22 protein-coding genes are annotated in these 26,141 nt (G+C 61.3%); 5 read left to right on the top strand and 17 right to left on the bottom strand.

Going from position 1 to position 26,141, the window contains the following annotated elements:
* Positions 1 to 36: 36 nt before the first annotated feature.
* The 4 genes from HRU82_16575 to HRU82_16560 all read right to left on the bottom strand — a co-directional run bounded on the left by HRU82_16575 (position 37) and on the right by HRU82_16560 (position 3,343).
* Positions 37 to 828, bottom strand: coding sequence for an acyltransferase (locus tag HRU82_16575; GenBank protein ID QOJ36460.1), 792 nt, complete (start codon positions 826 to 828; stop codon positions 37 to 39).
* Between the two features lie 83 nt (positions 829 to 911).
* Positions 912 to 1,268 carry a metal-binding protein SmbP gene (locus tag HRU82_16570; GenBank protein QOJ36459.1) on the bottom strand — a complete coding sequence of 119 codons (357 nt, stop codon included), beginning with the start codon at positions 1,266 to 1,268 and terminating at the stop codon, positions 912 to 914.
* 79 nt (positions 1,269 to 1,347) lie between these two features.
* Positions 1,348 to 2,241, bottom strand: a complete 894-nt coding sequence (locus HRU82_16565) for a sulfurtransferase (protein QOJ36458.1) — start codon at positions 2,239 to 2,241, stop codon at positions 1,348 to 1,350.
* A gap of 157 nt (positions 2,242 to 2,398) precedes the next feature.
* On the bottom strand, positions 2,399 to 3,343 hold the full coding sequence (locus HRU82_16560) for a histone deacetylase (GenBank protein QOJ36457.1): 945 nt from the start codon (positions 3,341 to 3,343) through the stop codon (positions 2,399 to 2,401).
* A gap of 92 nt (positions 3,344 to 3,435) precedes the next feature.
* On the opposite strand from HRU82_16560, the gene HRU82_16555 reads away from it, so the two are divergent.
* Complete coding sequence (locus HRU82_16555; protein ID QOJ36456.1) at positions 3,436 to 3,798, top strand: tetratricopeptide repeat protein; 363 nt, start codon at positions 3,436 to 3,438, stop codon at positions 3,796 to 3,798.
* A gap of 31 nt (positions 3,799 to 3,829) precedes the next feature.
* Here HRU82_16555 and HRU82_16550 read toward each other — a convergent pair whose 3' ends face one another.
* Together HRU82_16550 and HRU82_16545 are read right to left on the bottom strand one after the other, a co-directional pair.
* Positions 3,830 to 4,678, bottom strand: coding sequence for a hypothetical protein (locus HRU82_16550; protein QOJ36455.1), 849 nt, complete (start codon positions 4,676 to 4,678; stop codon positions 3,830 to 3,832).
* Positions 4,679 to 4,685: 7 nt separating this feature from the next.
* A complete protein-coding gene (locus HRU82_16545) occupies positions 4,686 to 5,018 on the bottom strand; it encodes a hypothetical protein (protein ID QOJ36454.1) in 333 nt (110 codons plus the stop codon).
* A gap of 150 nt (positions 5,019 to 5,168) precedes the next feature.
* On the opposite strand from HRU82_16545, the gene HRU82_16540 reads away from it, so the two are divergent.
* A complete protein-coding gene (locus tag HRU82_16540) occupies positions 5,169 to 6,986 on the top strand; it encodes a M3 family oligoendopeptidase (protein QOJ36453.1) in 1,818 nt (605 codons plus the stop codon).
* Between the two features lie 17 nt (positions 6,987 to 7,003).
* On the opposite strand, the gene HRU82_16535 is transcribed toward HRU82_16540, so the two are convergent.
* From HRU82_16535 to HRU82_16525, 3 genes are all read right to left on the bottom strand, one after another.
* Positions 7,004 to 7,249, bottom strand: a complete 246-nt coding sequence (locus tag HRU82_16535) for a DUF2934 domain-containing protein (protein QOJ36452.1) — start codon at positions 7,247 to 7,249, stop codon at positions 7,004 to 7,006.
* Positions 7,250 to 7,353: 104 nt separating this feature from the next.
* A complete protein-coding gene (locus HRU82_16530) occupies positions 7,354 to 7,806 on the bottom strand; it encodes a cobalamin B12-binding domain-containing protein (GenBank protein QOJ36451.1) in 453 nt (150 codons plus the stop codon).
* Between the two features lie 36 nt (positions 7,807 to 7,842).
* Positions 7,843 to 8,256 carry a response regulator gene (locus HRU82_16525; protein ID QOJ36450.1) on the bottom strand — a complete coding sequence of 138 codons (414 nt, stop codon included), beginning with the start codon at positions 8,254 to 8,256 and terminating at the stop codon, positions 7,843 to 7,845.
* A gap of 199 nt (positions 8,257 to 8,455) precedes the next feature.
* Here HRU82_16525 and HRU82_16520 point away from each other — a divergent pair, with 199 nt between their 5' ends.
* Positions 8,456 to 8,842: a DUF488 family protein gene (locus HRU82_16520; GenBank protein QOJ36449.1), complete on the top strand. Its 387-nt coding sequence runs from the start codon at positions 8,456 to 8,458 to the stop codon at positions 8,840 to 8,842.
* Positions 8,843 to 9,191: 349 nt separating this feature from the next.
* Here HRU82_16520 and HRU82_16515 read toward each other — a convergent pair whose 3' ends face one another.
* The 8 genes from HRU82_16515 to HRU82_16480 form a co-directional block, all read right to left on the bottom strand.
* Positions 9,192 to 9,848, bottom strand: coding sequence for a CHASE3 domain-containing protein (locus HRU82_16515; protein QOJ36448.1), 657 nt, complete (start codon positions 9,846 to 9,848; stop codon positions 9,192 to 9,194).
* A gap of 124 nt (positions 9,849 to 9,972) precedes the next feature.
* Entirely contained in the window at positions 9,973 to 11,262 is a 1,290-nt protein-coding gene (locus tag HRU82_16510) for a nitrate oxidoreductase subunit beta (protein ID QOJ36447.1), read from the bottom strand.
* A gap of 20 nt (positions 11,263 to 11,282) precedes the next feature.
* A complete protein-coding gene (locus tag HRU82_16505; GenBank protein QOJ36446.1) occupies positions 11,283 to 14,720 on the bottom strand; it encodes a molybdopterin-dependent oxidoreductase in 3,438 nt (1,145 codons plus the stop codon).
* 467 nt (positions 14,721 to 15,187) lie between these two features.
* On the bottom strand, positions 15,188 to 16,708 hold the full coding sequence (locus HRU82_16500; protein QOJ36445.1) for a sigma 54-interacting transcriptional regulator: 1,521 nt from the start codon (positions 16,706 to 16,708) through the stop codon (positions 15,188 to 15,190).
* 173 nt (positions 16,709 to 16,881) lie between these two features.
* Entirely contained in the window at positions 16,882 to 18,306 is a 1,425-nt protein-coding gene (locus HRU82_16495; protein QOJ37246.1) for an HlyD family secretion protein, read from the bottom strand.
* Between the two features lie 126 nt (positions 18,307 to 18,432).
* The gene (locus HRU82_16490) at positions 18,433 to 19,932 is read right to left on the bottom strand and encodes an efflux transporter outer membrane subunit (protein ID QOJ36444.1); all 1,500 of its coding nucleotides are present in this window, start codon (positions 19,930 to 19,932) and stop codon (positions 18,433 to 18,435) included.
* Positions 19,929 to 21,527 (bottom strand): MFS transporter, encoded by a 1,599-nt coding sequence (locus HRU82_16485; GenBank protein ID QOJ36443.1) that lies wholly within the window; start codon positions 21,525 to 21,527, stop codon positions 19,929 to 19,931. Before HRU82_16485 ends, HRU82_16490 begins: the two co-directional genes overlap by 4 nt.
* A 12-nt stretch (positions 21,528 to 21,539) precedes the next feature.
* Positions 21,540 to 22,421 (bottom strand): formate/nitrite transporter family protein, encoded by an 882-nt coding sequence (locus HRU82_16480; GenBank protein ID QOJ37245.1) that lies wholly within the window; start codon positions 22,419 to 22,421, stop codon positions 21,540 to 21,542.
* A 347-nt stretch (positions 22,422 to 22,768) separates the two neighbouring features.
* Between HRU82_16480 and HRU82_16475 the strand changes: the two genes are divergently transcribed.
* The gene (locus HRU82_16475; GenBank protein ID QOJ36442.1) at positions 22,769 to 24,730 is read left to right on the top strand and encodes a CHASE3 domain-containing protein; all 1,962 of its coding nucleotides are present in this window, start codon (positions 22,769 to 22,771) and stop codon (positions 24,728 to 24,730) included.
* Positions 24,702 to 26,093, top strand: coding sequence for a sigma-54-dependent Fis family transcriptional regulator (locus tag HRU82_16470; protein ID QOJ36441.1), 1,392 nt, complete (start codon positions 24,702 to 24,704; stop codon positions 26,091 to 26,093). The genes HRU82_16475 and HRU82_16470 overlap by 29 nt, the downstream gene beginning before the upstream one ends.
* The last annotated feature ends 48 nt before the right edge of the window (positions 26,094 to 26,141 follow it).

The following is a 26,141-nucleotide window of genomic DNA, read 5'->3' as shown; positions in this document are numbered from 1 at the left end:
TGACGCAAGAAGAGGCAGGAAACGGCTGGCGCCCGTTCACCCTTCATACAAAGCAGGCCGTCGATCCCGGAGGAGGTCGTTGTAAGGATTGAGGGCCTTGTTTCTGGCCGATGCCGGGTCGATCTCGACGACGCACAAATCCTCCGAGTCGCGGGGGGCGCGATGGAGAATGCGGCCTCGCGGATCCACGACTTCACTCAAGCCGATGAAGGTCAAGGGGTCCTTCCCGCCTCGTGCTTCACGACCGATACGGTTGGCGGTGACGCTGAACACACGGTTCTCCAGGCAGCGGGTGACCATCGAATCCGGACAATTGGGCAAGACAAGGTTGGAGGGATGGGCAATGATCTCCGCGCCCTGCAAGGCTAACGTACGGGCAGCCTCCGGGTAATACCAGTCGAAGCAAATCATGACCCCGACCTTTGCAAGACCGATGTCCCAGACGTGAAAACCGCTGTTGCCCGGGGTGAAAAACAACGTCTCTTCAAAGAACAGATGAGTTTTGCGATAACAACCGATGAAGCCCCGCGGTCCGATCACCACGGCCGAATTGAAGCAATCGTCCCCCTCCCGCTCCGCCACCCCCGCTACAATCGTGCAGTCGCGACGGGCTGCAAGCTCCGTCAGGCGCCGCGTGGTGGCCCCGTCCGGAACCGATTCCGCCAGACGCCGCACTTCGTCCTTGGATTGGAACTGATACCCGGTCGCGAAGAGCTCCGGGAGCACGATGAGATCGGCCTCCACAGACCCCAGACAGGCCGCGACATGATCGAGGTTCCGCTCCACTTCGCCGAAAGCCGGCTCAAACTGCAGATATCCGACACGCATCCGTTCGCCCTTTCCCCAAATAAAAACGGGCAGGGACGGCCCTGCCCGTTTCGACGTACACGGGAGTCACACCCGCGCGAACCTTACATCCCTTCGGACAAATGCGGCAGGGCGTTTTCGACCGCCTTGGTCGCCACATCGGCATGACCGGCCTTGCCGTGCTCGATGCCGTCCTTCAAGCCCTTGATCGCCTCGCCGACATGGGGATTCTTCGTCTCGGCCATGGCCCCCTCGGCATGTTTGAGGGCCGCCTCGGCATGTTTCACCAATGCGTCGGCATGGCCTTGTTTGCCGTGAGCGACGGCTTCCTTGGCATGTTCCACGGCTTCCGCCTGATGTTTATTGCCGGCGGCGAGGGCCACGCCCCCGACCAACGGCGCTCCGACGAGCGCCATCATGATCCCGGCCGCGACGATTCCCCGTCCGATAGTGGTGTGCATGGATTGCCTCCTCTGTAAGTATGTGTACGGCATGATCACTTGCAAGAGTCTCTCAGCATAAAGTGGGCTCGCCACCCTGTCAAGACGGCCGCATGCCCGGAGGCGGCGGGGCGTCGGTCAACCCCAACAGCTTTTGCAGGGCGGTCAAATCCTTCTCCACGGGGCAGGCGAAATCCCGACTCCACTCCCACCAGGAACCGGGATAATTACGCAGGCGCTCATAACCCGCCAAGCGCAGCACGAAATACAACCAGGCCGAACGAACCCCGCCCGTGCAGTAGCACACGGTTTCCTGCTTCGGATTCAACCCCTTGTGGCCCAGTTGCTCCTTGATCGCCGACAGATCCTTGACCGTGGCATCGGCATTGAGAAACCCGCTCCAGGCCACATGCACGGCGCCGGGAATGTGCCCAGGTCTCGGAATCCCCGACACTTCCTTTCCAAGGTACTCTTCGAGACTGCGGGCATCCACGATCGTGACGTCCGGGTGCGGTCGCTTCACGATCGCTTTCAGTTCGTCCTTCATGACGATCGCCGACTCCATCGGCGCCACGGTGAAGTTGCCGAGGGGCGTCCGTACCGCGCCGTGCTCGAAGGGCCGCCGCTCGTTGATCCATTTCACCCATCCGCCATCCAGCACCTTCAACCGCGTATGCCCCAGATACTCCAGCATCCAGAACATACGTCCTTCGTCGCCCCAGTTGTCGAAGGGGTTCGAATAGATCACGACTTCGCTGTCCCGATTGATGCCGAGGGCTTGAATCCTCTGCTCAATCCGCTTGAGATCGGGATCCAGCAGCCCCTTGGCGACGGCATTCGGATCACTGTATTCATGCCACGTGGAGTGGACCGCACCGGGGATATGGCCGCCGAATTCGTAGGCGGCCCGTCCTCGCACGTCGAGGATGACCAACCCCGGTTGTCCCAGACGTCCCTGCAGCGTCTCGCTGTCGATCAATAATGGATGTTGCATCGGTTCCTCGATCTCGGTCGGTGAATACTTCGCCTCTGGATACAATCCCTCAACCTGGCCGGTGCCGGAGCAGCCGCCACCCACGGCTCCCTGTCAGACTGTGGTACCGGACGCCGGCCTCTAACGTCAACCCCTTCGCAACCGGGTGTACCCTGCATTACGCCTCTATCAAAGCCTGAACATGCCGTTCCACCGACGCGGCCAGGGCCGTCAGGTTATACCCGCCTTCCAATGATGACAACAGACGACCTTGGCAGTGACGTCGGGCGAGAGACGCCACGATCGCCGTCAAGTCCGCATACCCCTCTTCGGTCAGCCCCATGCTGGCCAACGGATCGTCGCGATGCGCATCGAAACCGGCGGAGATGATCACGAACTCCGGCTGGAAGCGATCGACTGCCGGCACCAGCACCTTCTGGAACACCGCCCGGTACTCGTCATCGCCCTCGCCCGCCTCCATCGGCACATTGATCGTATAGCCCTCCCCCGCTCCCGTACCCCGTTCCGACTCGCGGCCGGTGCCGGGATAATGCGGATATTGGTGGGTGCTGAAAAAGAGAATCGAAGGGTCGCCTTCGAAACTATGCTGCGTCCCGTTGCCGTGGTGGACGTCCCAATCGACGATCAAGATCTTCTTGAGCCCATACCGACGCTGGACGTAGCGGGCAGCAATCGCCACATTGTTGAAGAGGCAGAATCCCATGGCTCGGCCGGCTTCGGCATGGTGGCCGGGGGGTCGCACGGCACAAAAGACATGTTCCATCCGTCCGGCCATGATCGCATCCGCTCCCGCCAGGGCTGCCCCTGCCGCCAGATAGGCCGCCGTGAGGGAGCCCGGCGACATGGCCGTATCGGCATCCAGAGGGACTCGCCCGCTGGCCGGCGCATGTTGAGCGAGCGCCTCCAGATAGGCAGGCCGATGCACCAGCGTGATCCATTCGTCCTCAGCCTTACGCGGCTCGATTCTGGCGAGCTGCGCCGAGACCCCGCTTTCTTCCAAACGCTGCATGATGGCACGGAGACGCTGCGGCGACTCCGGATGGCCGGGTCCCATATCATGGTCGAGGTATCGAGGATCGTAAACGAGTCCGGTCTTCCCCATCACCAGGTTCCTTTACGGTCGCGCGTTGCGCAGCCACACAAACTCGGCCAGCCTACCATGCAGGAAAGACCATAGACAATGAGCGGAAACGCATGGTACGGTCCACGCTCGCCGCGCTCACGAGACAGGAGAGCCCCATGCCGAATCCTCGCATCGAACCGCTGAAAAAAGTCCTGGCGATTGATCCGAACGACGACGTAGCCTGGTTCGGGCTGGGGAAAGCCTACATGGACGATGCCGCTTGGCAGGAGGCGGCAGACGCATTGCGGAGCTGCATCACCGTGAAGCCGACCTACTCAGCGGCCTATTACGCGCTGGCGCAGTCGCTGCTCAAGCTGGGTAGGATGGACGAATGCCGACAAGTTGCCGATCAGGGGATTGACGTGTCTCGGGCGAACGGCGACGCGATGGTCACCAAAAATTTGGAGCTGCTCAAGGGGTCCCTGCCGGCCTAAGGGCTCTCACACCGTCCGCTTTCCGCTCAGGCTATAAAATCCCTCGAAACACCTCCCGTTGCCCCTCTGTCAGCGGCCATGCGGCAGCGGGATTCTGAACCAGCAGACGCAGCCGAGGGTACCCCACCTGTTGGCGAGACCGTTCGACGATCGCCACGTTTTTCAGCCGGACGGCCGAGGTGGACAGCATCGGCTCGACTTCCCACAGCGCGATCAACACGCTGCTGAGATGCCGCGCCTTCGGCAGCAATAGGCTGATCGCACCGGCGAGATACTTCACATCCAGGGTGAGACGGGGGGCCCAGCGACCGGAAGGAACGTCGTCGTCCAGTCGCGGCACCGAAATCGCCAAAACGACCGGCGCGCAGTAATCCACCAGCTGCTTGGCCTTCTGGGCAATTCGCGCCAGTAGCGCATCCATGAAAATCTGTTCGGATGTAGGCGGCTTGTCCTCGGACTCAGCGTCGTAGTCTGCGGCTTCCTCGCCGAGCCGAAGCGATCGCTCGACGGTGCCCACCATGGCGGTCACCTCGACGAAAAACCGTTCGCCCCGCAGATGACATTCCAGATCCGCCGATCGGGCTCGAGACTCCGGCAGGAACCCGACCCGGCTTCCTGCACGGACCAGCAGGGTCGCTAATTCAAGTTCGGCAATCGCCGACTCCTGCCCGCCGCGATCGACCGTCTCCAGGCGTGCCAACAACCGCTCCAACCGCGCTCGGCTGCCCTCATCGTCGCAATGGAGCCGAAGCTGGCCCCACCGGCGTTCAAGTTCTTCGGACAGACGCCGAGCCCTGGCCACTTGCGAGGCGCGGTGCAGGCCGAGTGCGCGGGCGGTGCGATACGAGGACACTGGTCGATACCGCTTAAACCGAGGCATTGGGTCCTCATGACGCCGGCGCGGCGCCGCTCTCCTCGTCGTCTCCGGCCTTCATCGGCCCCTCTTCCTTCCGAGCCAGACTCACGGCCACTTCGTCCAACCACCGGCCCGCTCCATCCAAGACCTCCCGCACCAGCGGCTCGGGATGGCCGGTGCATTTCATCGTCCATAGACAGAGGTACCCCATGAGGTCTTCCCGCTCGAATCGACAGCTGGATTGCGATGAGAGCAGCGCCAGTTCCGACAGCCCGGTGCGCAGGATCTCGCCGACCGTCTCGCGGCCATAGGAGGTGGCCGCCGTCACATATTGAATGGCGCGATTGATTTCCTGTTCGGTCATGGCCTCACCTGCCGCGGATTGTAACATCGAACACGGACCTGTCAACGGTGTCGCTCGGCGCGAGGCCCAGACAAAATCTTGGAGCGTCGCGCCGATGGAGGATGGTATGATCCGAACGACTCTTCACCTTTTATCATCGGAGCCCCGACTATGGCCGTTGTGCGCACGTCCGCTTCCGCTGCCCGAACACGCCGCAGTTCTGCGTCCCGTGAATATGCCGACCGGTGGGAATTGTCTGATCTGGTCGCCGACCCGGTGGCCCGGTTCGACCAATACCTGAAAGACCTGACCGCCAACGTCGTCCGCTTCGAGTCGGCCCGCAAGGACCTGACCGCCACCATGCCGGAACATGCCTTTCTGGATCTCCTGACCCTGTCGGAAACCATCGCCGCCGAATCTTCCCGGCTCAGCGCCTATGCCTACCTCTGGTTTTCGGAAGACACGAAACAGCTCCCGGCCCGTTCGTTCAAGGCCAAGGTCGAGGAGCAGCTGACGGCTCTCCAGAATCGCTTGTTGTTCTTTGACCTGTGGTGGCAGGGGGTGGACCAAGGGAATGCCGAGCGGCTGATGGCCAATAGCGGGGACTTTCGGTACCACCTGGAAACCATCCGCCGGTTCAAACCCCATACGCTGTCCGAACCGGAAGAGCAGGTCATCAACGTCAAGAACATCACCGGCCGAAGCGCCGTTCAGCAGCTCTACGACGTCGTCACCAACGGCTTCACGTTCACGCTTCGTGTCGGGGGCAAAAAGAAAACCATGAACCGCGAGGCCCTCTCCGCCTTCGTCCGCAACCCCAAACCGGCGATGCGCGAAGCGGCCTACCACGAACTCTATCGCGTCTATGAGGACCAGCAGGATCTGCTGGGAGAAATCTACAAGACCTTGGTGAGCGACTGGAAGGCCGAGAACCTCCAGCTACGGCACTTTGCGACGCCTTTGGCCAGCCGAAATCTGAGCAATGACATACCCGATCAGGCTGTGGGGGCCCTCCTCTCCGTGTGCATGCACAATGCGCCGTTATTCCAGCGGTACTTCAAGCTGAAGGCCCGCTTGTGCGGTATCAAGCGGATGAATCGTTACCACATCTACGCCCCCCACCGAGCCGAACAGAAAACCTACCGGTATCCCGACGCGGTCCGCATGGTGCTTGATGCCTACCAGGCCTTTTCACCGCGTCTGGCCGAGTTGGCCCAACGTGTCTTCGCCGACCGCCACATCGACGCCCGCACGAAACCCGGCAAAATGGGCGGCGCCTACTGTTACAGCGTCGTCCCCGCGCTGACGCCCTACGTCATGTTGAATTTCACCGGCGAAGCCCGCGACATCGCCACCATGGCCCATGAGCTGGGCCATGCCATTCACGGCATGATGGCCGAGCAGCACAACGTCTTTACCTTCCACTCGACCCTGCCGCTGGCGGAAACCGCCTCGGTCTTCGGCGAACGCATCCTCTCGGACGCCCTGATGGCCTCGGAAACGAACAAGGCCGTGAAACAAAGTCTGCTCGTCAACCAACTGGACGACATCTACGCGACGGTCATGCGGCAGGCGTACTTCGTTGCGTTCGAGCGGACCGCCCACGACATGGTCGCCCAGGGCGCGACGACGCTGGATCTCGCCAAGACCTATCTCGCGATGCTACGGCAGCAATTCGGGAAAGCGGTCCCCGTTTCACCTGAATTCCAGTGGGAGTGGCTGACCATTCCCCACCTCTACGCGAGTCCCTTTTATTGCTACGCCTACAGCTTCGGCAACCTGTTGGTATTGGCCCTCTATCGGATGTACCAGGAACAAGGACAGGCCTTCGTGCCAAAGTATGTAAACCTGCTGGCCGCAGGCGGCTCAAAGGCGCCGCAGGCCATTCTCGCGGAGGTGGGCGTCGATATGAACGACGCGGCCTTCTGGCAATCCGGCTTCGACGCGATTGCGGGCATGGTGGATCAGCTGGAACGGACGATGCCGTAAGCGGTGGGCGGCTCCGGTCAAATGCGAGCCGAAGACTTGTCTAATTGGCTGTTCTCGCCAAGGATCTCTCGCTCCGCTTGCAACCAATCGTGTAAGTGGTACCCGTCCAAGCATCCACGTTGCTGGTACAGTTCATACGCCCGTGCCGCGATGCGGATTTCAAGGTCCTGCACCGGTCCCGGACCGTTGACGCCTGTGGGTGGGGGTGCGGATTTCTTCGATGGACGTGACCTGCTCTTGGTCGTCAGCGGTTTTTTCTTCATACAAGTTCCCTTCTCATTTGTAGCCCCCGCAAACCACACCCTCCTGAGACCGTCGGGGCGCATCTCCTCATGGCACAATAACATATTGAAAAAGATCCCGGCATTCACGCAAAACGCCGAAAGTCGGAGGGCGGTGCCGACGCCACCTGCCGATGCTGCTCAAGTGCCCTCAAGAGGGGCCCGACCGCCACCGCCTCGCTCACCACATAATCGATCCCTTCCTTGCCATGCCGCAGCAACTCCCCAGCAACACACAACGCCCCCCACCCGTTCACAAAAACGGCCACATGCGGCACGCGAGCTTTGGTGAATGAGGCCAGCGATTGGATCTCCGAAGCGTGAACCGAACAGTGACAACAGAATCCCACCACATCCGGCGCCATGGCTTCGAGCAGCTTGATATAGTCCTGGCTGGTATCAACGTGAAGATCCGTGAGACGTGCCTCATGACCATGCTGTCGGACCGCCTCCACAAGCGCCGCCCCCTCAACCGATCCCGCGCCGAGATGAACCTTGGGATACATCAAGAGATCGGGACGAACCACCAGAACCTTCATGTTGCCCTTCCTGCGAGACGCCTCACGCTCCCATCATCATTGCGACTCCAACGCCATCGAGTCGGCAGGCTGACACGTACAGGCCGAGCCCAGCGCAACCTGCATCACTTGAAGGAGGCTTGGGGGGTTGAAGGGTTTCGGCAAGAGGGCACAGGCCCCTTGCATGCGCAACAGGATAGGCAAGTCGGTCAGGCCAGCAGACAGCAGGACAGTAGGGGTCTGGGGCCAGAGCATGCGGCACAGGAGCAGGAACTGCTCTCCGTCGAGCCGAGGCATGTGCCAATCGGCCACGACGACATCGAACCGTCGCTTACGCAGTTCGGAAAGCGCCTGAACCCCATCGGCCACCGCGTGCACGCAGTACCCCGCCTGTTCAAGCACAGTGGTGATCAGACGACACACGCTCTCCTCATTCTCGGCCACCAAGACGCGTTTTCCGTATCCCTCCATGGGACCTCCTCTTCCGGTATCGACCATTGCGAACGACCGCCCTGCGCACGTCTTGCGGCGTCAGCCAACAGAGCGAATATGTCCTGCAATATGTAGTCCCGTCCTGCGCGGAGTGGTAGGAATTGCGCTTGCATGCTCCTTGCGAAGAGCGACCTGTTCACAGTACTTACATGAGCACCGTCTGGTTATCGCTGACGCCATGATCCGGCTCAAACGCGCCTACAGCACACCGAGCCCCCAAGATGGACTCCGCCTCCTCGTGGATCGACTGTGGCCGAGAGGATGCCGCAAGGAAGCCCTGCGCTTGGATGGGTGGCGAAAGGATCTCGCTCCATCTGCTGCACTCAGAACATGGTTCGGACATGACCCTGCCAAATGGGACGAGTTTCGTCGACGCTATCAGCTGGAACTCGACCGTTCCGAGCAACGCGACGCCATCGCGGCGTTGGCCCAACTTGCTCGAACCACCACTATCACACTGGTCTTCGGTGCAGCAGACCCCGACCACAACCATGCCGTAGTCTTGAAGGACGTACTGGAAGAAGCGCAGAAGCGCTTAGGAAGGAAGAACCGACCGAGGAATTAGGAACCACCGGCAGTCGGAGCAATGGCCGGTCAGGTCACAAAGAGGCGATCGCCCGAAACCGGCAGGTTAGGAGATGATGCCCAAGGTGCTCCAAATGACGATTGCGGCCACTGCCAATATGAGCCACGCGATTTCCCGATCACCGATTTTCTTGACCATCCGTACCATGGGCCTCTCCTTTCCGTTGTGGGCTTTCTCAACCCGTGACGGACGGAGTAATGAGCAAATCATGTACCACTACGACCAGGCCCTATTTTTTGAATTTACGACTGGTTGGCCTGGCAAATCGTGCGAATCCGCACTATGCGCACTGTGCGAATCTTTTGCGGCTTCTTCGCTGAGGGGGGGATCAGACCTGAACGCGGGCGCTCCGCTCGACCAACGGCCTCCTCACGAGGCCCAACGCCCTGGTGCAGGACACCGCGACGCCCACGGCCAGCAGTTCCAGCAGCAACAGTTGCCAGCGGGCTCGACCGATCCAGGCGTCGTACGTCAACGGTTCGGCCGGCAGCTCGCGCTCGATGCGCATTTCGAAATCACCGATCGCCTTTTCGATCGTGAGAAACAACGCCCGACCGCTCCCGCCGCGCACATACAGGCGAACCTGTTCCTGCTGGTCGGTTCCGACCAAAGCCGCCAGCTTCCTCTTGCTGTCGACGAATTCGCGCAACCGTGCCGCGAGGACGCGGATTCCCGGTTGCAAACCGGGGGATTCGACGGTGAGGAGGGTCAACCGGTCGATCCCCGATTCCAGCCTGGCTTCGGCCTGATTGATCGGTTCGAGGTAGGAGGGTTGCTCGGCGAGGAGATACCCGCGAAAGTTGGTTTCCACGTCCATAACCACGCGCTGCAGGCGCAAGACCTCCTCGAGGAGCTTGGCGCGCTGGAGTTGACGCTCCTGCTGCATGCGCCACTGCTCGAACAATACGGTATGGCCAAGATAGGACAGCGCGAGCGCAGCCGCAACGGCGAGAAGCAACCCGATGGGTCGAACGGAAACCTTCATGAATGCGTGAGACACTCTCCGGTGGCGACGGGCACAAGCACGGGATCGGAGCCGCTCTCCGGCCCACGGTCCGAGGCACGAACGTCGAGGGAGCCACAGCCCCCTCGACGTCCACGCCCTGGCCTTACAGCCAGTTGACGCGCTCGGCCGGCCGAATGTAGATCGGCTCTTCGACCTGGATGCGGGCCACTTCCTTGCCCGACTTGTTGAAGCCCAGCACGGTATCGTTGTACATATCGAACCGCTTCCCGTGGATCTGGGTTTCGAACACCTTCGGGCCCGGAATGACATCGTACCGGAACACGATCTGCTGGCTGGCGCGCCACAGCTGGAGCACCGCCAACAGTTCCCGGCTCGGCACCAGGTACTTCTCGATCGCGTTGTCCACCCCCGGCCCGAACATCTGCCGGTTGTAGCCCCGCGGCGCATGCCGCGGCGGAATGTAGTACCCGTTGGGCTCCGTGCCCCACTGCGGGTACAAGGGCAACGCCACCTGCTCCACGCGGATCGCGTAGTACAGCGGGTGCCATCGGTCTTCCGCCCACAGCCCGTCTTCGCCGATCCGCACCAGGCTCTGCATGCGGATCTTCCCCACGCAGGCCGCCATACAGCGCGTTTCCATCGGCTCCCCGCCCGTCAAGGGATCTTTCCCCTCGATCCGCGGATAACAGGCAATACACTTCTCCGACACCCGGGTCGTGCCCCGGTACATCGGCTTCTTAAACGGGCACTGCTCCACGCACTTCTTGTACCCGCGGCACCGGTTCTGGTCGATCAACACGATGCCGTCTTCCGGCCGCTTGTAGATCGCCTTCCGCGGACAGGCCGCCAAGCACCCCGGATACGTGCAGTGGTTGCAGATCCGTTGCAAGTAGAAGAAGTACGTCTCATGCTCCGGCAAGGAACTGCCCGTCATCCGCCACGGTTCGTCGCGGCTGAAGCCGGACTTGTCGACGTTCTCGACCAACGCCCGCATCGAGGTCGCCGTGTCCTCGTAGATGTTCACGAACCGCCATTCCTGGTCCGTCGGGATGTAGCCGATCGCCGCCTGGCCCACCTTGGCCCCCGCGTCGAAAATCGTCATCCCTTCGAACACCCCGTACGGCGCATGGTGCTTGCGGCCCACCCGCACGTTCCACACCTGCCCCCCCGGGTTCACCTGCTCGATCAGCTGCGTGATCTTCACGTCGTAGAACTGCGGATAGCCGCCGTACGGCTTCGTCTCCACGTTGTTCCACCACATGTACTCCTGCCCCTTCGAGAAGAGCCAGGTCGACTTGTCCGCCATCGAACAGGTCTGACACGCCAAACACCGATTGATGTTGAACACAAAGGCAAACTGCCACTTCGGATGCCGCTCCTCATACGGATACAGCATCTTCCGTCCCAGCTGCCAGTTATAGACTTCCGGCATTCGTTCTCTCCTTTCAGGCGCTAGACTTTGATTTTGATGTGCTCGCCTTTGAGCCACTTGATCATGAACTCGTTTTCCTGCCCTGGGGTGAAGCCGGTGCGCACCGGTTCCCATGGTCCACGGGCGCCGATACCGCCGTCTTCCGCCTTGGTGATGCGGATCAAGCATTCCTTCGGCACCGTGTTCACGGCGTGGTGATCGATCTCGAATCCCCACTTGAACTTCAGCGCGTTGGCTTGCTTGCCGGGCAACGAGTCGGTCTGGTGCATCGGCATCAACCAGTTCCGGGTAAAGGACTGTTGGGCCCCGTACCGGAAGTTGGACTGATAGCCGGTGTCCACCGCGATGGCGCGCCCGTCCGGCCGCGTCTCGTGGCCCTTCACCGATTTCGCCGTCGAGACGTACGGTGCGTGCTTAGCCATCGTGACATGGTAAGGATAGGCAGGGTTGTACTTCGCCCGGATCATCAAGCGGGCGACCTTGTAGAACGGATCCGACGGTTTCCAGCCGCGATAGGGCCGGTCCACCGGGTTGCCGTCGACGAAACAATAGTCGCCGTCGTTGATGCCGCGGTCTTTCGCCGCCTGCGGGTTGATGTGCAACTGATGCTCGCCGACACCCGGCGTCCGCTTGTCCATGCGGTAGGGATCGCCGAAGTTCGACTCGTAAATCTGCACCCAGTCGTTCACCGACCATTGGCTGTGCACCCGGTGCCGGGTCTTGGGCGTGACGCAGTAGAACTGGTAGCCCTTCTCCCACAACGGGTTCGGATGCCGCTTGATCTCCTGCCACGGCAGCTTGATGTTGCGCACCGTTTTGTCGTCATGGTGCTGCGCCGTGATGGGAATGCCGTAGTCATCCGGGCGGATGTACGGATTGGTCGACATGATAGCGTTCGGCAGGTACGGCGTACACTCCGGGCCTTCCCGGTGCACGATGAAGTTTTCCCCGTACTCGATCGCTTCTGGCTCGATCCGATAGGACTCCAGACGTCCCGATCGTGTCCAATGGGGTTTGGACTCGTTAGTCTCTTCCCAGAGCGGATGCCGCGGATAGGTGCGGCACATGACCATCCAGCCCTTTTCCGACTTCAACATGACGTCCGCGCTGTAGCCGTAGAACGTCGTCGACGCATCGAGGATGCGCTGTACGTAGATGTCCATGCGGTTCTGATAGACGAACCGATAGGTGTCGGCCATGCGGGCTTCCCCGGTCAGCTCCTTCAGTTTCGCCGAGACACCCGCGAAGGTGTCGGCATCGTTCCGGGTGTCGTACAGCGGACGGATGCCGCCCTTCCAAATCTGAATCCACGGATTCGACACCGTCGCGGTCATCTCCGGATAGGTGAACTCCATCCAGGAGTTGACCGCAAAGGCCACGTCGGCATGGTTGACGTCGGACGTCATCTCGATGTCTTGCGTCACCAGCATCTCGATGTTCGGATCGACGTTCTTCACCATGTCGTAGTGGTGCTTCGAATTGTTCAAAATGTTCACGTTCACGACCCAGCGGACTTTGCTGGGGCTCGGCATGTGGGTCTTGCCGGTGAACACCTTGCGCCCGTATTTCGGCGTGTTGACGATCAACGCGTTGTCGCCGTGGTTCCAATACCCTGGCTCTTCGCCGTAATAGTACTTCCGATATTTGATCTCCTTGCCGTGCGCATCGGTCGTGAGGTTCAGATTCCAGGGATCCTCACCCAGATACACGCTGGCGCCCGCGCCGGACCACGGCGCTGCCTGCCAAATGCCGACCTTGTAGTTGCCCGACCAGGTATGGCATCCGGTGCCGAACTTACCGATGTTGCCGGTCAGCATCATGACCAAGGCCGCCGCCCGTCCCATGGAGGTCATGTGGAAGTAGTGGCAGACGCCTTCGCCGTTGTGGATGGCCGCCGGCTTGATCGTGCCGCAATCCCGCGCCCAGCGGACGATCAGGTCTTTCGGCGACCGATTCACCTGATGCACCGTGTCCAGGTCGTAGTCTTGGAGGTGCACCTGGTACAGCTGAAAAATCGGCATCACGTCCACTTCCCGCCCGTTCAGCAACTTGACCCGATAGGTGCCGGTCAAGGCCGGATCGATGCCGCTCTCCTGCAGATGGTGGCCGACCTGCTCACGATGCAGAGGCACGGCCTTGCCCTTGGCCTGATCCCACACCATCATGCCGCCGAGGCGCTGAATCTGCTCCTTGGTCAAGCCCTGCACGCGGCCGGAGTAAGACTTGGAGAAGTCCGGCAACTGATAGTCCTTCACCACTTCGTGCGGATCCAGATACTGCAAGGTATCCGTCCGCACCAGCAGCGGCATGTCGGTGAACCCCTTGATGAAATCGATGTCGTGCAGATTCTCGTCCAAAATGATTTTGCAACTGCCGAGGAACAAGGCGCCGTCCGTCTCCGGACGCACCGGGATCCAGTAATCGGCGCGGCTGGCCGTCGGATTGTATTCCGGCGTAATGATAACGAGGCGTGCGCCCCGCTCCATGCTCTCCAGCTTCCAGTGTGCTTCCGGCATCTTGTTCTCGACGAAATTCTTGCCCCAGCTGGTATTCAGCTTGGTGAACCGCATGTCCGACAGATCGACGTCGCAGTTCTGCGTGCCGTTCCACCACGGTTGCGAGGGGTCTTGATCGCCGTGCCACGTATAGTTGTTCCAATAACGTCCGCCCTGGGCCTGATCGGGGTTGATCTTCCGCACCCAGCTGTCCAGCAGCGGCAACACGCAATTGTTGAATCGCGTATTGGCATGTTTGCCCATCATACCCAGGATCGGCATGCCCGCGCGGTGCTTGAAGCAGCGCACGCCCGCGCCCTTCATCATTTCGATCATCTCCGGCGCATACCCCTGCTCGCGCAGGCGGCGGGCTCCGGCTTCACCGCTGTACCGGGTGGAAATCACGATCATGGCCTTGGCCACGTAGGTAAAGGCCGTATCCCAAGAGACCCGGATCATGTCATCCAGGAACCGGGCATCAAACTTATATTTCCGCTTCACATCGGGAGTGAGCTCCGGCGAGCCGTCGTCCATCCACTGCTTCCACGACTTGCGCATCAACGGCCCCTTCAAACGATAGGGACCATACACGCGGCGGTGGAACGTGAAGCCCTTCAGACACATGCGCGGGTTGTGCGCGAACGTCCCGCGGTTACCGTAGAGATCTTCATAGGTCTGGTGGTCGTAGTTCTGCTCCACGCGCATGACCACGCCGTTCCGAACGAAGGCCCGAATACGACAGGCATGCGTGTCGTTCGGTGAACAGACCCAGGTGAAGGACGAATCGTACCGATACTGATCGTGATAGACGCGCTCCCACGACCGGTCCGGATACTCGCCCAGAGGATTGTCGACCTCGACGACGGGCTGGAGCGCGGTCAATGCCAATGCCTTGTCGGCAATGGCCGCCGCCGCGACCGTCCCCGCCGAGACCTTCAGAAACTGCCTGCGGGATAACTGCATGTTGAACACCTCCTCATAAAAGTACGGAACGAATATGCGACGTCACACACAAGGGACGCCGCTTGCTGGAATGCGAATGACCGGCAGACACAGCCCGTCGACCCACCCCTTTCCAGACGCATGGTTCTCCGCCGCCTCGGCAGCCGGTCACGACGCAACGCGGCGCGGCGCAGTCCCTGCGCCCGGAGCCACACGCCCTCGAAATGAACAGCGATGAATAAAAAATCACGAGCCCCCGCTGTGCAGACCGTGTGCCACGAAGGAGGATCCTGGACCTGTCGCCTAGATCATTGAAATATCGGCCTGTGATCGGTCGGTGCGGGATCGCGTCGTGGCCACGAGCGCGAAGCCACGACAACGCGTGGTGGCTGGACACGGCGCCACCACGAATATTCGTGGAACATGAATGATGAAGGGAGAATGGGGCGGAAGCGGCAACCGTGAGGTCAGCGGATCACGAGCATGACTTACAGGCGAGCGGGGCGACGGATCCCCAATTTCTGCATGCGGCTTCGGAGGGTGCTCGGCGCCAACCCCAGTTGTTCGGCGGCGGCGCCGGGACCTTCGATTTGCCAATCGGCGAGGGTCAAGACTTTCAGGATGTGACGCCGCTCTTCGTCCTGGAGCGTCCGTCCGGCCGCGGGCTCGGCGGCGAGGGGGAGCGTCACCATCGCCGGGTCGATCCGCAGGATCTGCTCGTGGCACAGGATCAACGCCCGCTCGACGAGGTTCTCCAACTCGCGCACATTGCCGGGCCAGGCGTACTGCACCAAACGCTCCATCGACGCGGCCTCGACATCGTGACACACTCGTTTGAGCCGCTGGGCATGGTGGCGGAGAAAATGTCGCGCGAGGGAGGGGATGTCTTCGGGACGCTCGCGCAACGGCGGCAAGTGGATCGGAAACACATTCAGACGATAGTACAGATCGCTGCGGAAACGCCCCTGCGCAATCGCCGCCCGCAGATCGGCATTGGTCGCGGCAATGACCCGCACATCTACCGGAACCGGCTTCGTACCGCCGACGCGGTCCACCAACCCGTCCTGCAGCACTCGCAAAAGCTTGGCCTGGGCCTCCAACGGCATTTCGCCGATTTCGTCCAGGAAGAGGGTACCGCCATCGGCCAGTTCGAAACGGCCCACGCGCTGCCGGTCCGCTCCGGTAAAGGCACCACGTTCGTGGCCGAACAATTCGCTCTCGATGAGGCCGGCAGGGAGCGCCGCGCAGTTCAGCCGAACAAATGCTCGGGTCCGACGGGCGCTCCATTCATGAATCGCGCGCGCCATGACCTCCTTCCCCGTCCCCGTTTCGCCGGTCAGCATCACGGTGGCGGTGGTCGGCGCGGCCCGGTGCGCCAGCGTCAGTACCTGCTCGAATGCCCGGCTCCGTCCTTCGACGATGCCATAGTCCTGGCTGGATCGTAGTTCTTCCGTCAGATATACATTTTCTTGCGCCAACTGCTCGCGCAGCCGATTGATCTCCTCATACGCATTCACCTGCGCAATGGCGTACCCGATCTGCGTCGCGACCTGCTGCAGGAACTCGACATCCTCCGGATCGGGCGGGCCCTCCTCGACGCTGCCGATGTTCAAGGTGCCCAGGCAATCGTCCTGCACCACCATCGGCAAGTTGATCATCCGCCCCAATCCCTCGGCGAGGTAACTCTCGTCCTCGATGAATAGGCGCTCGCGCTGAAGATGCGGGCGCACATGAACACGCTGGTGATCGTAGACCCATCCTACGGCACTGTCGGCACGGGGAATCATGGCGTCGCTGCGCAACACCACCTTGGGAAGGTTCGTTTCAACGGCATAGAACCGAAACGCATCCGACTCCAGGTCATAGACCGTGATCCCCGCCCGTTCCCACCGAACGACGTGGGCAAGCTGATCCACGACGGCGCGAAAGAGACTTTGCCGATCGCGTTGGGAGTTCAACACGTTGGTGACCGACAGCAGCGTTCGGTAGCTGAGATCGACGTTGCGCACGATTACACCTCGAAGGCGGGACGCAGAAGGATCGCGACGATGGGCGACGCGTCATCGGCTCGACCTCGCCGCCGTCGAACCGCATGGTCTCATGATAGGTTCGGTGGGAATCCTTAATCCAGCGTTGCCGCCTCATTAAGAGAAATTTAATCCGCGCGTGGGCGCCCCGCCCTTCAGTGCAATTCGAGGGGGCGCGAGCGTTGGCTCCGCTCGAAGTCGGAGCGCAAGCGGGACGGACTCCGCCCCCCTTCAGGCCCCAGAAGGCCGGATCCCGGACCAATGGAGGGCGCCAGCGGGTGAGTCGACCGGCCGAGGTCCGGACTCCGTGGTGGAATCAGCGTCTCACGTTCCCGATCGAACTGATCTGGCCTGCGCGCCGAACCGGTTTGTCCGAATTCACCGTGAGCGGATCGCAGTCCCCCGGCCGTCGGCTTCTGCGGCTCTGCTTGAACGACAGATCTGACCGTCGCGAGACCGCCGGCGGCGTCCGAGGCGGCGATCACCAGATTAGTCTCCATCACTTCGTTCGCGATGGATTCCGCCGTGGGCAACTCGTCGGCATACACATCCGTTTCATATTCCGCCGTGGAGGGAGTCGCGAGGGATGTCCACACGGACTGCCCGGACTCGGACACATTGATGCTCGTCACGGTCGACAGGCCCGGCCTGATCGGGTGTTCGCGAATTTCTTCCGCCGGCAACGCGATCCGCACCGGCACCCGCTCAACGATGTGAATGAAGTTGCCCGTGGAATTATCGGGCGGCAGCAGCGCAAAGGGGCTGCCACTTCCAGGCACCAACCCCTCGACCGTGCCATGGAAGGTCTGCCGGCTCCCGTACATGCTCACGTTCACGAGCGCCGGCTGTCCCGGCCGCACGTGCTGCAATTCGGTTTCGCGCAGGTTCGCCTCCACCCACAGGTGGTCCAACGGCACGATCGTCATGAGCGGCGCGCCGGGACTCACACGGTCGCCGACCTGCGCCTTCCGTTTGGCCACATACCCGGACACCGGGGCGCGGATCTGCTGCCGCGTATACTCGAGATACGCCTCGATGAGCTGATGTTTGGCGAACTCTACCGCGGGATGTTCCGTCACCGTCGTGCCGCCGATTTGGGCATCGAGGGTGTCGAGTTCGGCCTGCGTCTCCCGCACCTCGGCTTCCAACGCCAAGATCTTATCCGCCGTATTCTGCACGATTTGCTTCGACACCGCGCCGCTCGGCACGGCCTTTTGATAGCGATCCATATCGTGGCGAGCCAACTCCAGCCGCGCAGTCCGGGACACCAGTTTTTCCGCCAGCTGTTTTCTGGTCATGAACAGCGCGGCGATGCGCCGGACTTCTTCGCCCAGCCGTCCGCGCGCCCGGCCTAACGCTGCGTAAGCCAGGTGTTCGTCCAGGCGAATCATCAGGTCGCCGCGATTGACGAACTGCGTTTCTTCCGCCAGTACGTGGGTGACGATGCCGGTGGCTTGCGCCGCGACCGGCACGAGGTTCCCGGTGACATACGCGTTATCGGTCTTGACCCAATGACGGTCGTGCGTCCACCAAAAGACGAGATAACCGATGGTGGTGAGCAGAACCAGCAAGGCTACCATCAAGAGGCGCCGATTGCGGCGGGCGCGAATGGCCTTGGGGCGGAGCCGAGCGGGCCCCGCCGTCGGAGACCCGCCGGATGGTTCAGGAGCACTGGTACTGGTGTCGGTTTGATTGGTCGTCATAGTTCAACTCGGGTTATGTGCCGGCCGTTTCGTGATGTCCGGGTTGTGATAGCCGCCGCCCAGGGACTCGATGAGATCGACCGCGGCGACCAACTGGTCGCTCTCCAACGCCCGCAAGGCATATTCCTGCTCTAGCACCGGCTGCCGATGCCGTAGCACTTCGCGGTCGTCATCGAGGCCGCTCACCAGCCGAACTTTGGCCAACCGCCAGTCGTCGCTCAAGGAGGCCAGCAAGCGCTTATGCGAGGCCATCATCTCCCCGGTCGTTTGCCAGGCGCTCAGGCTGTCCGCCACCTCGCGCATGGCGTCCAACAGCGTGTCGTTGTAGAGTTCCACCGCCGCATCGTATTCCGCGCGTTGTGCCGCCAATTCCCCTCGAAGCCGGCCGCCCTCGAACCAGGGAATGCGCAGCCCCGGTGCAAGGCCGTAAGAGAAACTCTGTCCGCTGAACAGGAAGTTGGCCAGTTTATCCGCCCCTTTCGTGAGCGTCAGCGCGTTAAATCCCACGAAGCCGGTCAGGTCGATGGTGGGATAGAACCGGGTCTTGGCCACCTTCACCAATTTCGACGCGGCATAGGCACGGTAGAGCGCGGCGGCCAGGTCGGGCCGATGCACCAACAGGCCGATGGATAGGTGATCGGGCGCCGAAATCTGCGAAGGAATCACCGCCGCCGGTTTGGCAAACAGATGGATCGCCTCGTCGGGCCCCTTGCCGGCCAACCGGGCGATCAAGTGCCGTTGCACGTCCAACTGGTCACGGACCGCCGCCTCCCGCTTGAACGCCGCCTCGTAGTCCGCCACGGCCACCTTCACCGGCTGGTCGTTATCCAGCCCGAGACGAAACCGCGTTTCCGCCAGCTTGAGCAGATCCCGGCGGATGCCGACGATGGTCTTGACGATGTCGAACTGTTGCCGGAGCGCCTGGCCTCGGAAGTAGGCCCGCGCAATACCGGTGGTCAGCCGCAGGCGCACTTCCGCCATCTCCGCCTCTTCGGCTGCGGCATGGCCCAGCGCCGATTCGAGCATGGCCCGATTCTTTCCCCAGAAGTCGAATTCATACCGGAAACTCAGGGGATTGATGATGCCCAGCATGAACTGCACCCCGGCGACTTCCGGATTCAACGCGGCAAAGACACCGTGTTGCGAGAGTCGCTCATAGGTGAGAGATGCGTCGGCTTCCAGGAACGGCAACAGCCGCGCGCCTTCCACCTTCACCATCGCCGTCGCCTCGCGGAGCCGTGCGGAAGCCACTTTCAGCCCGGGGTTGTCCTTGAGGGCGGTTTCGATCAGGTCATTCAATTCCGGGTTCCCGAACTGTTCCCACCAACGATCGTCGGGCCACTGCTGCAGGCGATGGGTGACCTCGGCCAGGGTCTCCTTCATCTCCGGCGGTTCGATGTACTCCGCGGGGGGATCACCTTTGGGAATCCAGGCGCAGCTCGCACACCAGAGAGCTCCCGCAAGCGCGAAACCGGACCACACGCTTCGTCGCACGGCGGTCATGGCACCTCCTCGATCAACTCTTCCGCGCGCATCTCCCGCAACTCATCGGCAGAGGTCGGAGACAACGGCAAGTGAGTCGGATGCGCAAACCAGACTAACAGGCCTAAACCAATGAACAAAAAACTGGCGACCAGAAAGGCGTCGTTCATGCCGAGAATCGCCGCCTGTTGTTTGATCAGGGCACCAAATTTACCCTGGATCTCCGACGGACTGAGCCCGGCAGCGCTGAATTTGTCTGCCAGACGCTCCAGCGGGTCGAATGAGGTCCACTGCCGTCCACCGAAATGATCGGCCAAATGCAGTTGGTGAAAATATTTCCTCCGGAACAGAACGATGCCCTGGAACGTGATGCCGAATGCGCCGGCAGCAACACGCAATAAATTCGCAACCTCGGCTGCACGGGTGACCAGGGGGCCTGACAGTCCATGCAGGAGCAGCACCGTCACAGGTGTAAAAAACGATCCCAGGAAAATCCCCTCCATGACCATCGGCCAAAACAACTCCTCGTATGAATGGGGATCGTCGTACAGGCCGATCCAATAAAAAACCCAGGCAAATCCGAGACTGTTCAAACAAATCAACCAGCGTGCATCGATGTATTTACAGAGATAATGCATGACCGCAATGACCGGCGCCCCCAACAACACCAACGGCAGCAACGCCAAGCCCGCCAATTTGGACGAATAGCCCAGCAGCAACTGGATCTGCACGATCAACAACGACAACAATCCCTGAACGGCAAAGAAGCCAAGCGTGAGGCTGATGACGCCGATCAGGAAATTGCGATGCAGAAACAGGCGAAGGTCGAGGATCGGGTGCCGCTCGCCCAACTCCCAAATGATGAAACAGGGAAAGACGATGACTAGCACCACCAGGATGGCCTGGAGGAACGGCGAATCCAGCCAATCGAAATCGTTCCCCATGTTGAGCAGGGTCTGCAACCCCAACAACAACATCGCCAGTAGCAGAAACCCCATCGCGTCGAACCGACCGTAGCTCCGCCGGAATCCCCGCCCGTAGAGGAGCGCGCTCAGGGTACCGACGATGATCAACGTGAGCACGAAATCCAGGTAGAACAGGAATCGCCAACCGAGCATGTACGCGATGTAGCCGCCGACCGGCATGCCGATCGTGAAGGGCGTGATGCTGAAGAGGCCCCAAACGGTGAGCGCCACCGCCTTCAGCCGTTTGGGATATTCGTTCAGCAACATCGTCTGCGCGATCGGCAAGGTGATGCCGCCGGCGATGCCTTGGACGATGCGAGCCGGGACGAATTGGGTGAGGGTCTGGCTGTCTCCGCACAGGTAGGAAGCCACGCTGTACACCATGAAGGCGCCGATCAACAGCCGATAGTCGCCGATCCGCCCTGACAGGTAGCGAGCCAGCGGAAAGCCGAGTGCCAGCCCCACCATGAAGTCGGTCTGCGCCCATGTGACAAAACTGGGTAAGACTCCCCCCAAGTCTCCCGACACGTGCGGCAGGAGGGCGATGTACGACCCCGCGTTGAACAGCACCACGATGTGAGACAGGCCGAGGACGGCGTTGAACAGCACGAACCGCCATCCACGTAACCGCCTCAAGTACACCGCCGCCATCAAAGGCCTCACTCAGAACGAAGGAGAATACCCCGGGCGATCCGCCCGTGCGGCCGCCCCGTCAGACGCCATCGTCGCCTGGGGCTGCGGTGCCGAAACTGGGGCAACGACGCGATGCGCCGCATACATCGCCAAGCCCGTGAACAACATGCCGCCCACCAAATTCCCCAACGTCACCGGAATCTGGTTCCAAAGCCACCAGGTGGACACCGTAATGGGCGCGCCCAGCAGCATGCCGATGGGAATCAAGAACATATTCACCACCGCATGCTCAAACCCTTGCGAGAAGAACAGCAGGGTCGGCCCCCAGATGGCCAGGATCTTCCCTGAAAACGACGTGGACATATAGGCCGCCACCACTGCCAGGCTCACCATCCAGTTGCAGAGCATGCCCTTGGTGAAAGCGGCCAAGAGACCGGACGCACCATGCGAAGCGTAATAGTTCGTTTTGGCCTCCGCGATCGCCATGAGCTTGATCCCCACTGCGTTGATCTGCGCGTCGCCCGCCGTAGTGAGGGCGATCGCAAACAGGCCCGCATAGGCCGTGCTCCCCAACAGGTTGCCGAGAAACACCCAGCTCCAATTCGCGAACACCTGGCGCAGGCCGGCATTCTGTTGGCCGTCGGCAGCCGCGACCGGGAGAAGGGCAAAACTGCCGGTGATGATCTCCGCGCCGAGGAGGATGGCGAGGGCCAACCCGAAGGGAAACAGGAGGCTCCCGACGATCCAATAGCCCGTCTCAACCGCAGCCGTCACGGCCATACTCGTGCCGATGCCCAAGTAGGCTCCGGCGAGCATGCCGCGCAACATGAGTTGGCGCGGAGGCAAACTGAGCTTCAACGCGCCGCCGGCTAACATGCTGTCCACCACGCCATAGGGTTTCACGTAGTCCATCGCGTCCTCCTTGTTCGCCGTCCACTCCTCCAGGTTCCCCGCCATCCGTGTCATCACATCCTCTGACGACAGCCTGATTGAGCAAGCCCCATGCCGACGTCCGACTCCTGCGTCGCGACATCGTCGAATCCTACAGGCAGCCCCCTTCTTTGCCCTCGCTCGGACCGTCCGCCAGCCGGATCGATCGGGAATCGAGCCTCGACTCCACGGGCGAGATCGCACGAGCGCATTGTGCGAAAGCGCTCATTTCCTCGCGCGACTTTGGCGTTCTTCTCCATGGCGCCGGGTCTCGAAGTTGCACAAGGATAGGGCTGAAGACTACGATACCGATGAATCGTCGAGGTCACGTGAGCGACCTGCTAAGCAATCTGCCTATCGCCCGCAAGCTGTTTCTTGCGTTGGTCATTCCTGCGCTGACGATCCTGATCTTGAGCGTCTTGACCTATCGCAGCGTCACGACCTTCTCCGACGATGAAGGCCAGCTCAACGACATCTACTATTCGCAACGCCTGGCATCGGAATATCTGCGGCTCATCGTCGATCTGGAAACGGGCTTTCGCGGGTTCGTCCTGACGAGCCAGGAGCACTATCTGTTTCCCTATCGCACGGCCCAGGACCACGTGCTGAACCTGGGGCGTACCCTGGAAGCGCAGGTGTCCCCCTATGAAGACCAGCGGGACTTGATCGCATCCATTCAACAGCTGGTGAAGCAATTCATCGAAGAAAAGGAACTCTTGATCGAGGCTGTGAAGGCGGAGCATACGGAAGAGGCGCGGTTGTATATCGAAGAGGGTAAGGGCCGCTCGCTGATGCTGAAGATCAGGCAGGACATGGGTCGGCTGGAACACCTGGCGCAAGCGGCCTTGAATCAACGTCTGGCGAAATTGGCCCAGGACCGCGACGACATGCTCATGACCATTCTCGGCGGCGGCCTGTTCGCGCTGATCTGCATGGTCGGAAGCCTGCACCTGATCGCCCGCTCGATCACCACCCCGCTCAAGCGGCTGGCCAAGGCCGTGGTGCCGTCGGAAGCGAACCTCGTTCCCCAGGTACCCCTCATGACCAGGACCGATGAAATCGGCAACCTCTCCCGCGTGATCCATGCCATGAGCACAGCCATTCAATCGCACGTGGCGACGGTGGAGCAGTCGGAAGCCGACTTGCGCCAGCTCAACCAGGACTTGGTCGCCTCCGAAGCCAAGTACCGCAGCATCGTAGACCATGCCCCGTTCGGCATCTTCACCACCCGCGGCATGACGCTCGTGTTCAGCAACCGGTACAACAGCGTCTTGGCTGGCCTCGACCCGAGCGAAGAAAAGGATCCCGATGCCGTGCGGCGTGCGATTCACCCCGACGACCGGGACCGTGTCATCGCGGAATTCGCGCAAGCGGTCAACGAGGGCCGGTCGTACGAAACGGTCTTTCGGTTCCTCCATGCGGACGGTACGGTTCGAAAGGTCTTGAGCCGGCGCATTCCGATCCGCGACGCGACAGGCCAGGTGGTGATGTACCAAGGCTTCAATGTGGACATCACCGCGCTCGACCTCATGCAGACCAGGCTGAGCCGGGCGGAACGGTTGGCGACGCTCGGTCAGGTGGCGGCCGGCATCGCCCATGAGATCCGAAACCCGCTCGTCGGGATCGGCTCCACCACTATGCTCCTCCTCGACGATACCGAACCGCAGGACCCCCGTCGTCCCGACCTGGAAGTCATTTTGCAGGAAACCAAGCGGTTGGATCGCATCGTCAACCAGATCATCGACTATGCGCGTCCGCGCGAAATCGTCGCGTTGCCGTTCGACATGGCCCAGTTGGTGCAAGAGGTCATCAAGGTGCTGGATGAACCCCTAAGCAGCCGGAAGGTCACGGCCAAGGTTGCTGCGCCGTCCGCGCCGTACCCCATTCAAGCCGATCGGGATCAGCTCAAGCAGGTACTGCTCAACGTGATTCAAAACGCCATCGAGGCCACGCCGCCGGGAGGCACCATCAGCTTGGCCCTAGGCTTACAGACTCGAAGAACGGAGGCGGGGGTAGAAGTCACGGTGACGGATCGCGGCCAGGGGATCAGCCCCGCCCACCTGCCGCATGTGTTCGAACCCTTCTTCACGAGCGGCAAACCTCGAGGAACGGGGTTGGGGCTCGCCATCTGCCGCAATATCCTCGATGCCCACGGGGGCGACTTGGCACTGGAGAGTGACCTCGGGGTCGGGACTACCGTGCGCGTCTGGTGTCCCCTACGACAACAACTGCAACTGCAACGGATGCAGGGAGAGGAGTACCATGCGGGCCACGATCTACGTCACGGATGACGAACCAGCCATACGCACCGCCATCGTCAAGCGCCTCTCGCGGCGCCAACACGCGGTGGCGGGATTCGAATCGGGTGAAGACTTGGTGAGGGCGGTCACCCAACATTTGCCCGATCTCATCCTCCTGGATTTGAAAATGCCCGGCATGGGCGGACTGGAAACACTCCGGCAAATTCGCCCTATCGCTCCACAGACTTTGGTCGTGATGTTGACCGCCTACGGCACTGTGGAAGACGCGGTCGAGGCGATGCGACTCGGCGCCTATGATTTTCTCATCAAGTCGGTCGACCTTTCAGGCCTGGACCCGGTCATCGATCGCGCCCTCGAATTCCTCGCCTTGCGCCATCGGGTGGAATTTTCCATGGAGGACCAGAACAGCCCCTACGCCCTCTCCAACATCGATGCGCGCAGCCCGGCCATGCAACTCCTGCTCGGCCAGGTGCGCGACGTGGCGCAAAACGCCAAATCGACCGTGCTGCTCCAAGGGGAAACGGGCTCCGGTAAGGAATTCCTGGCCCGCGTCATCCACTGTAACGGCCCCCGCGCCACAGGCCCCTTCGTCGCGGTGAACTGCACCGCCATTCCCAAGGAACTGTTTGAAAGCGAGCTGTTCGGTTACGAACGCGGCGCCTTCACCGGCGCCCACCAGCGAAAACGCGGGCTGCTGGAAAAGGCCGAAGGCGGGACCCTGTTCCTCGACGAAATCGGTGATCTGGACCAAGCCATGCAAGCCAAACTGCTGCGCGTCCTGCAGGAGCGCACGTTCCGCCGCTTGGGAGGCACGGAAGACTTGTCGGTCGACTTCCGATTGATGACCGCCACCAACCGCGACCTCAAGAAGGAAGCCGCGCGGGGCACCTTTCGCGAAGACCTCTACTTCCGCCTGAACGTGGTGACCTTCGAGTTGCCGCCGCTCCGCGTGCGCACGGAAGACATCCTGCCGCTCTGCATGCAGGCGGTCCTGCGGTTCGGCAAGGAGTTCGGCAAGGAGGTGCTCGACATCGAGCCCGACGCCCAGGAACTGCTCCAGCGTTATAACTACCCGGGCAACATTCGCGAGCTGCAGAACATCATCGAACGGGCGATGATCCTCTGCCATGATAAGACGCTCACCGCCGGCTGCCTCCCGCGCGAACTCCACGACCAGGCGCCGCACATCGCGGTGGCCAAGTCGGCCGGCTCACAGCCCTCGCTACGCATCGAAATGGTGCTCGGCCAACAGACTCTGGCGGATATCGAATCGGCCCTCATCGATGAGGTTGTGCGGCTCTCGGATCACAACAAGACCTTGGCCGCCAAACACCTGGGCCTGACCCGCTTCGCCTTGGACCGGCGTCTGAAAAAGCAGATGGAGCACGAATAACCGAGCCGTTGACCTGCCGAGCGATTCATGGGTTGAACAGCGCCCAGG

Origin of the sequence: Nitrospira sp. (genome assembly GCA_015709715.1) — a bacterium.
GTDB lineage: Bacteria > Nitrospirota > Nitrospiria > Nitrospirales > Nitrospiraceae > Nitrospira_A.
The sequence above is the reverse complement of the archived record's forward strand: the minus strand, read 5'-3'. Positions and strand labels throughout refer to the sequence as shown.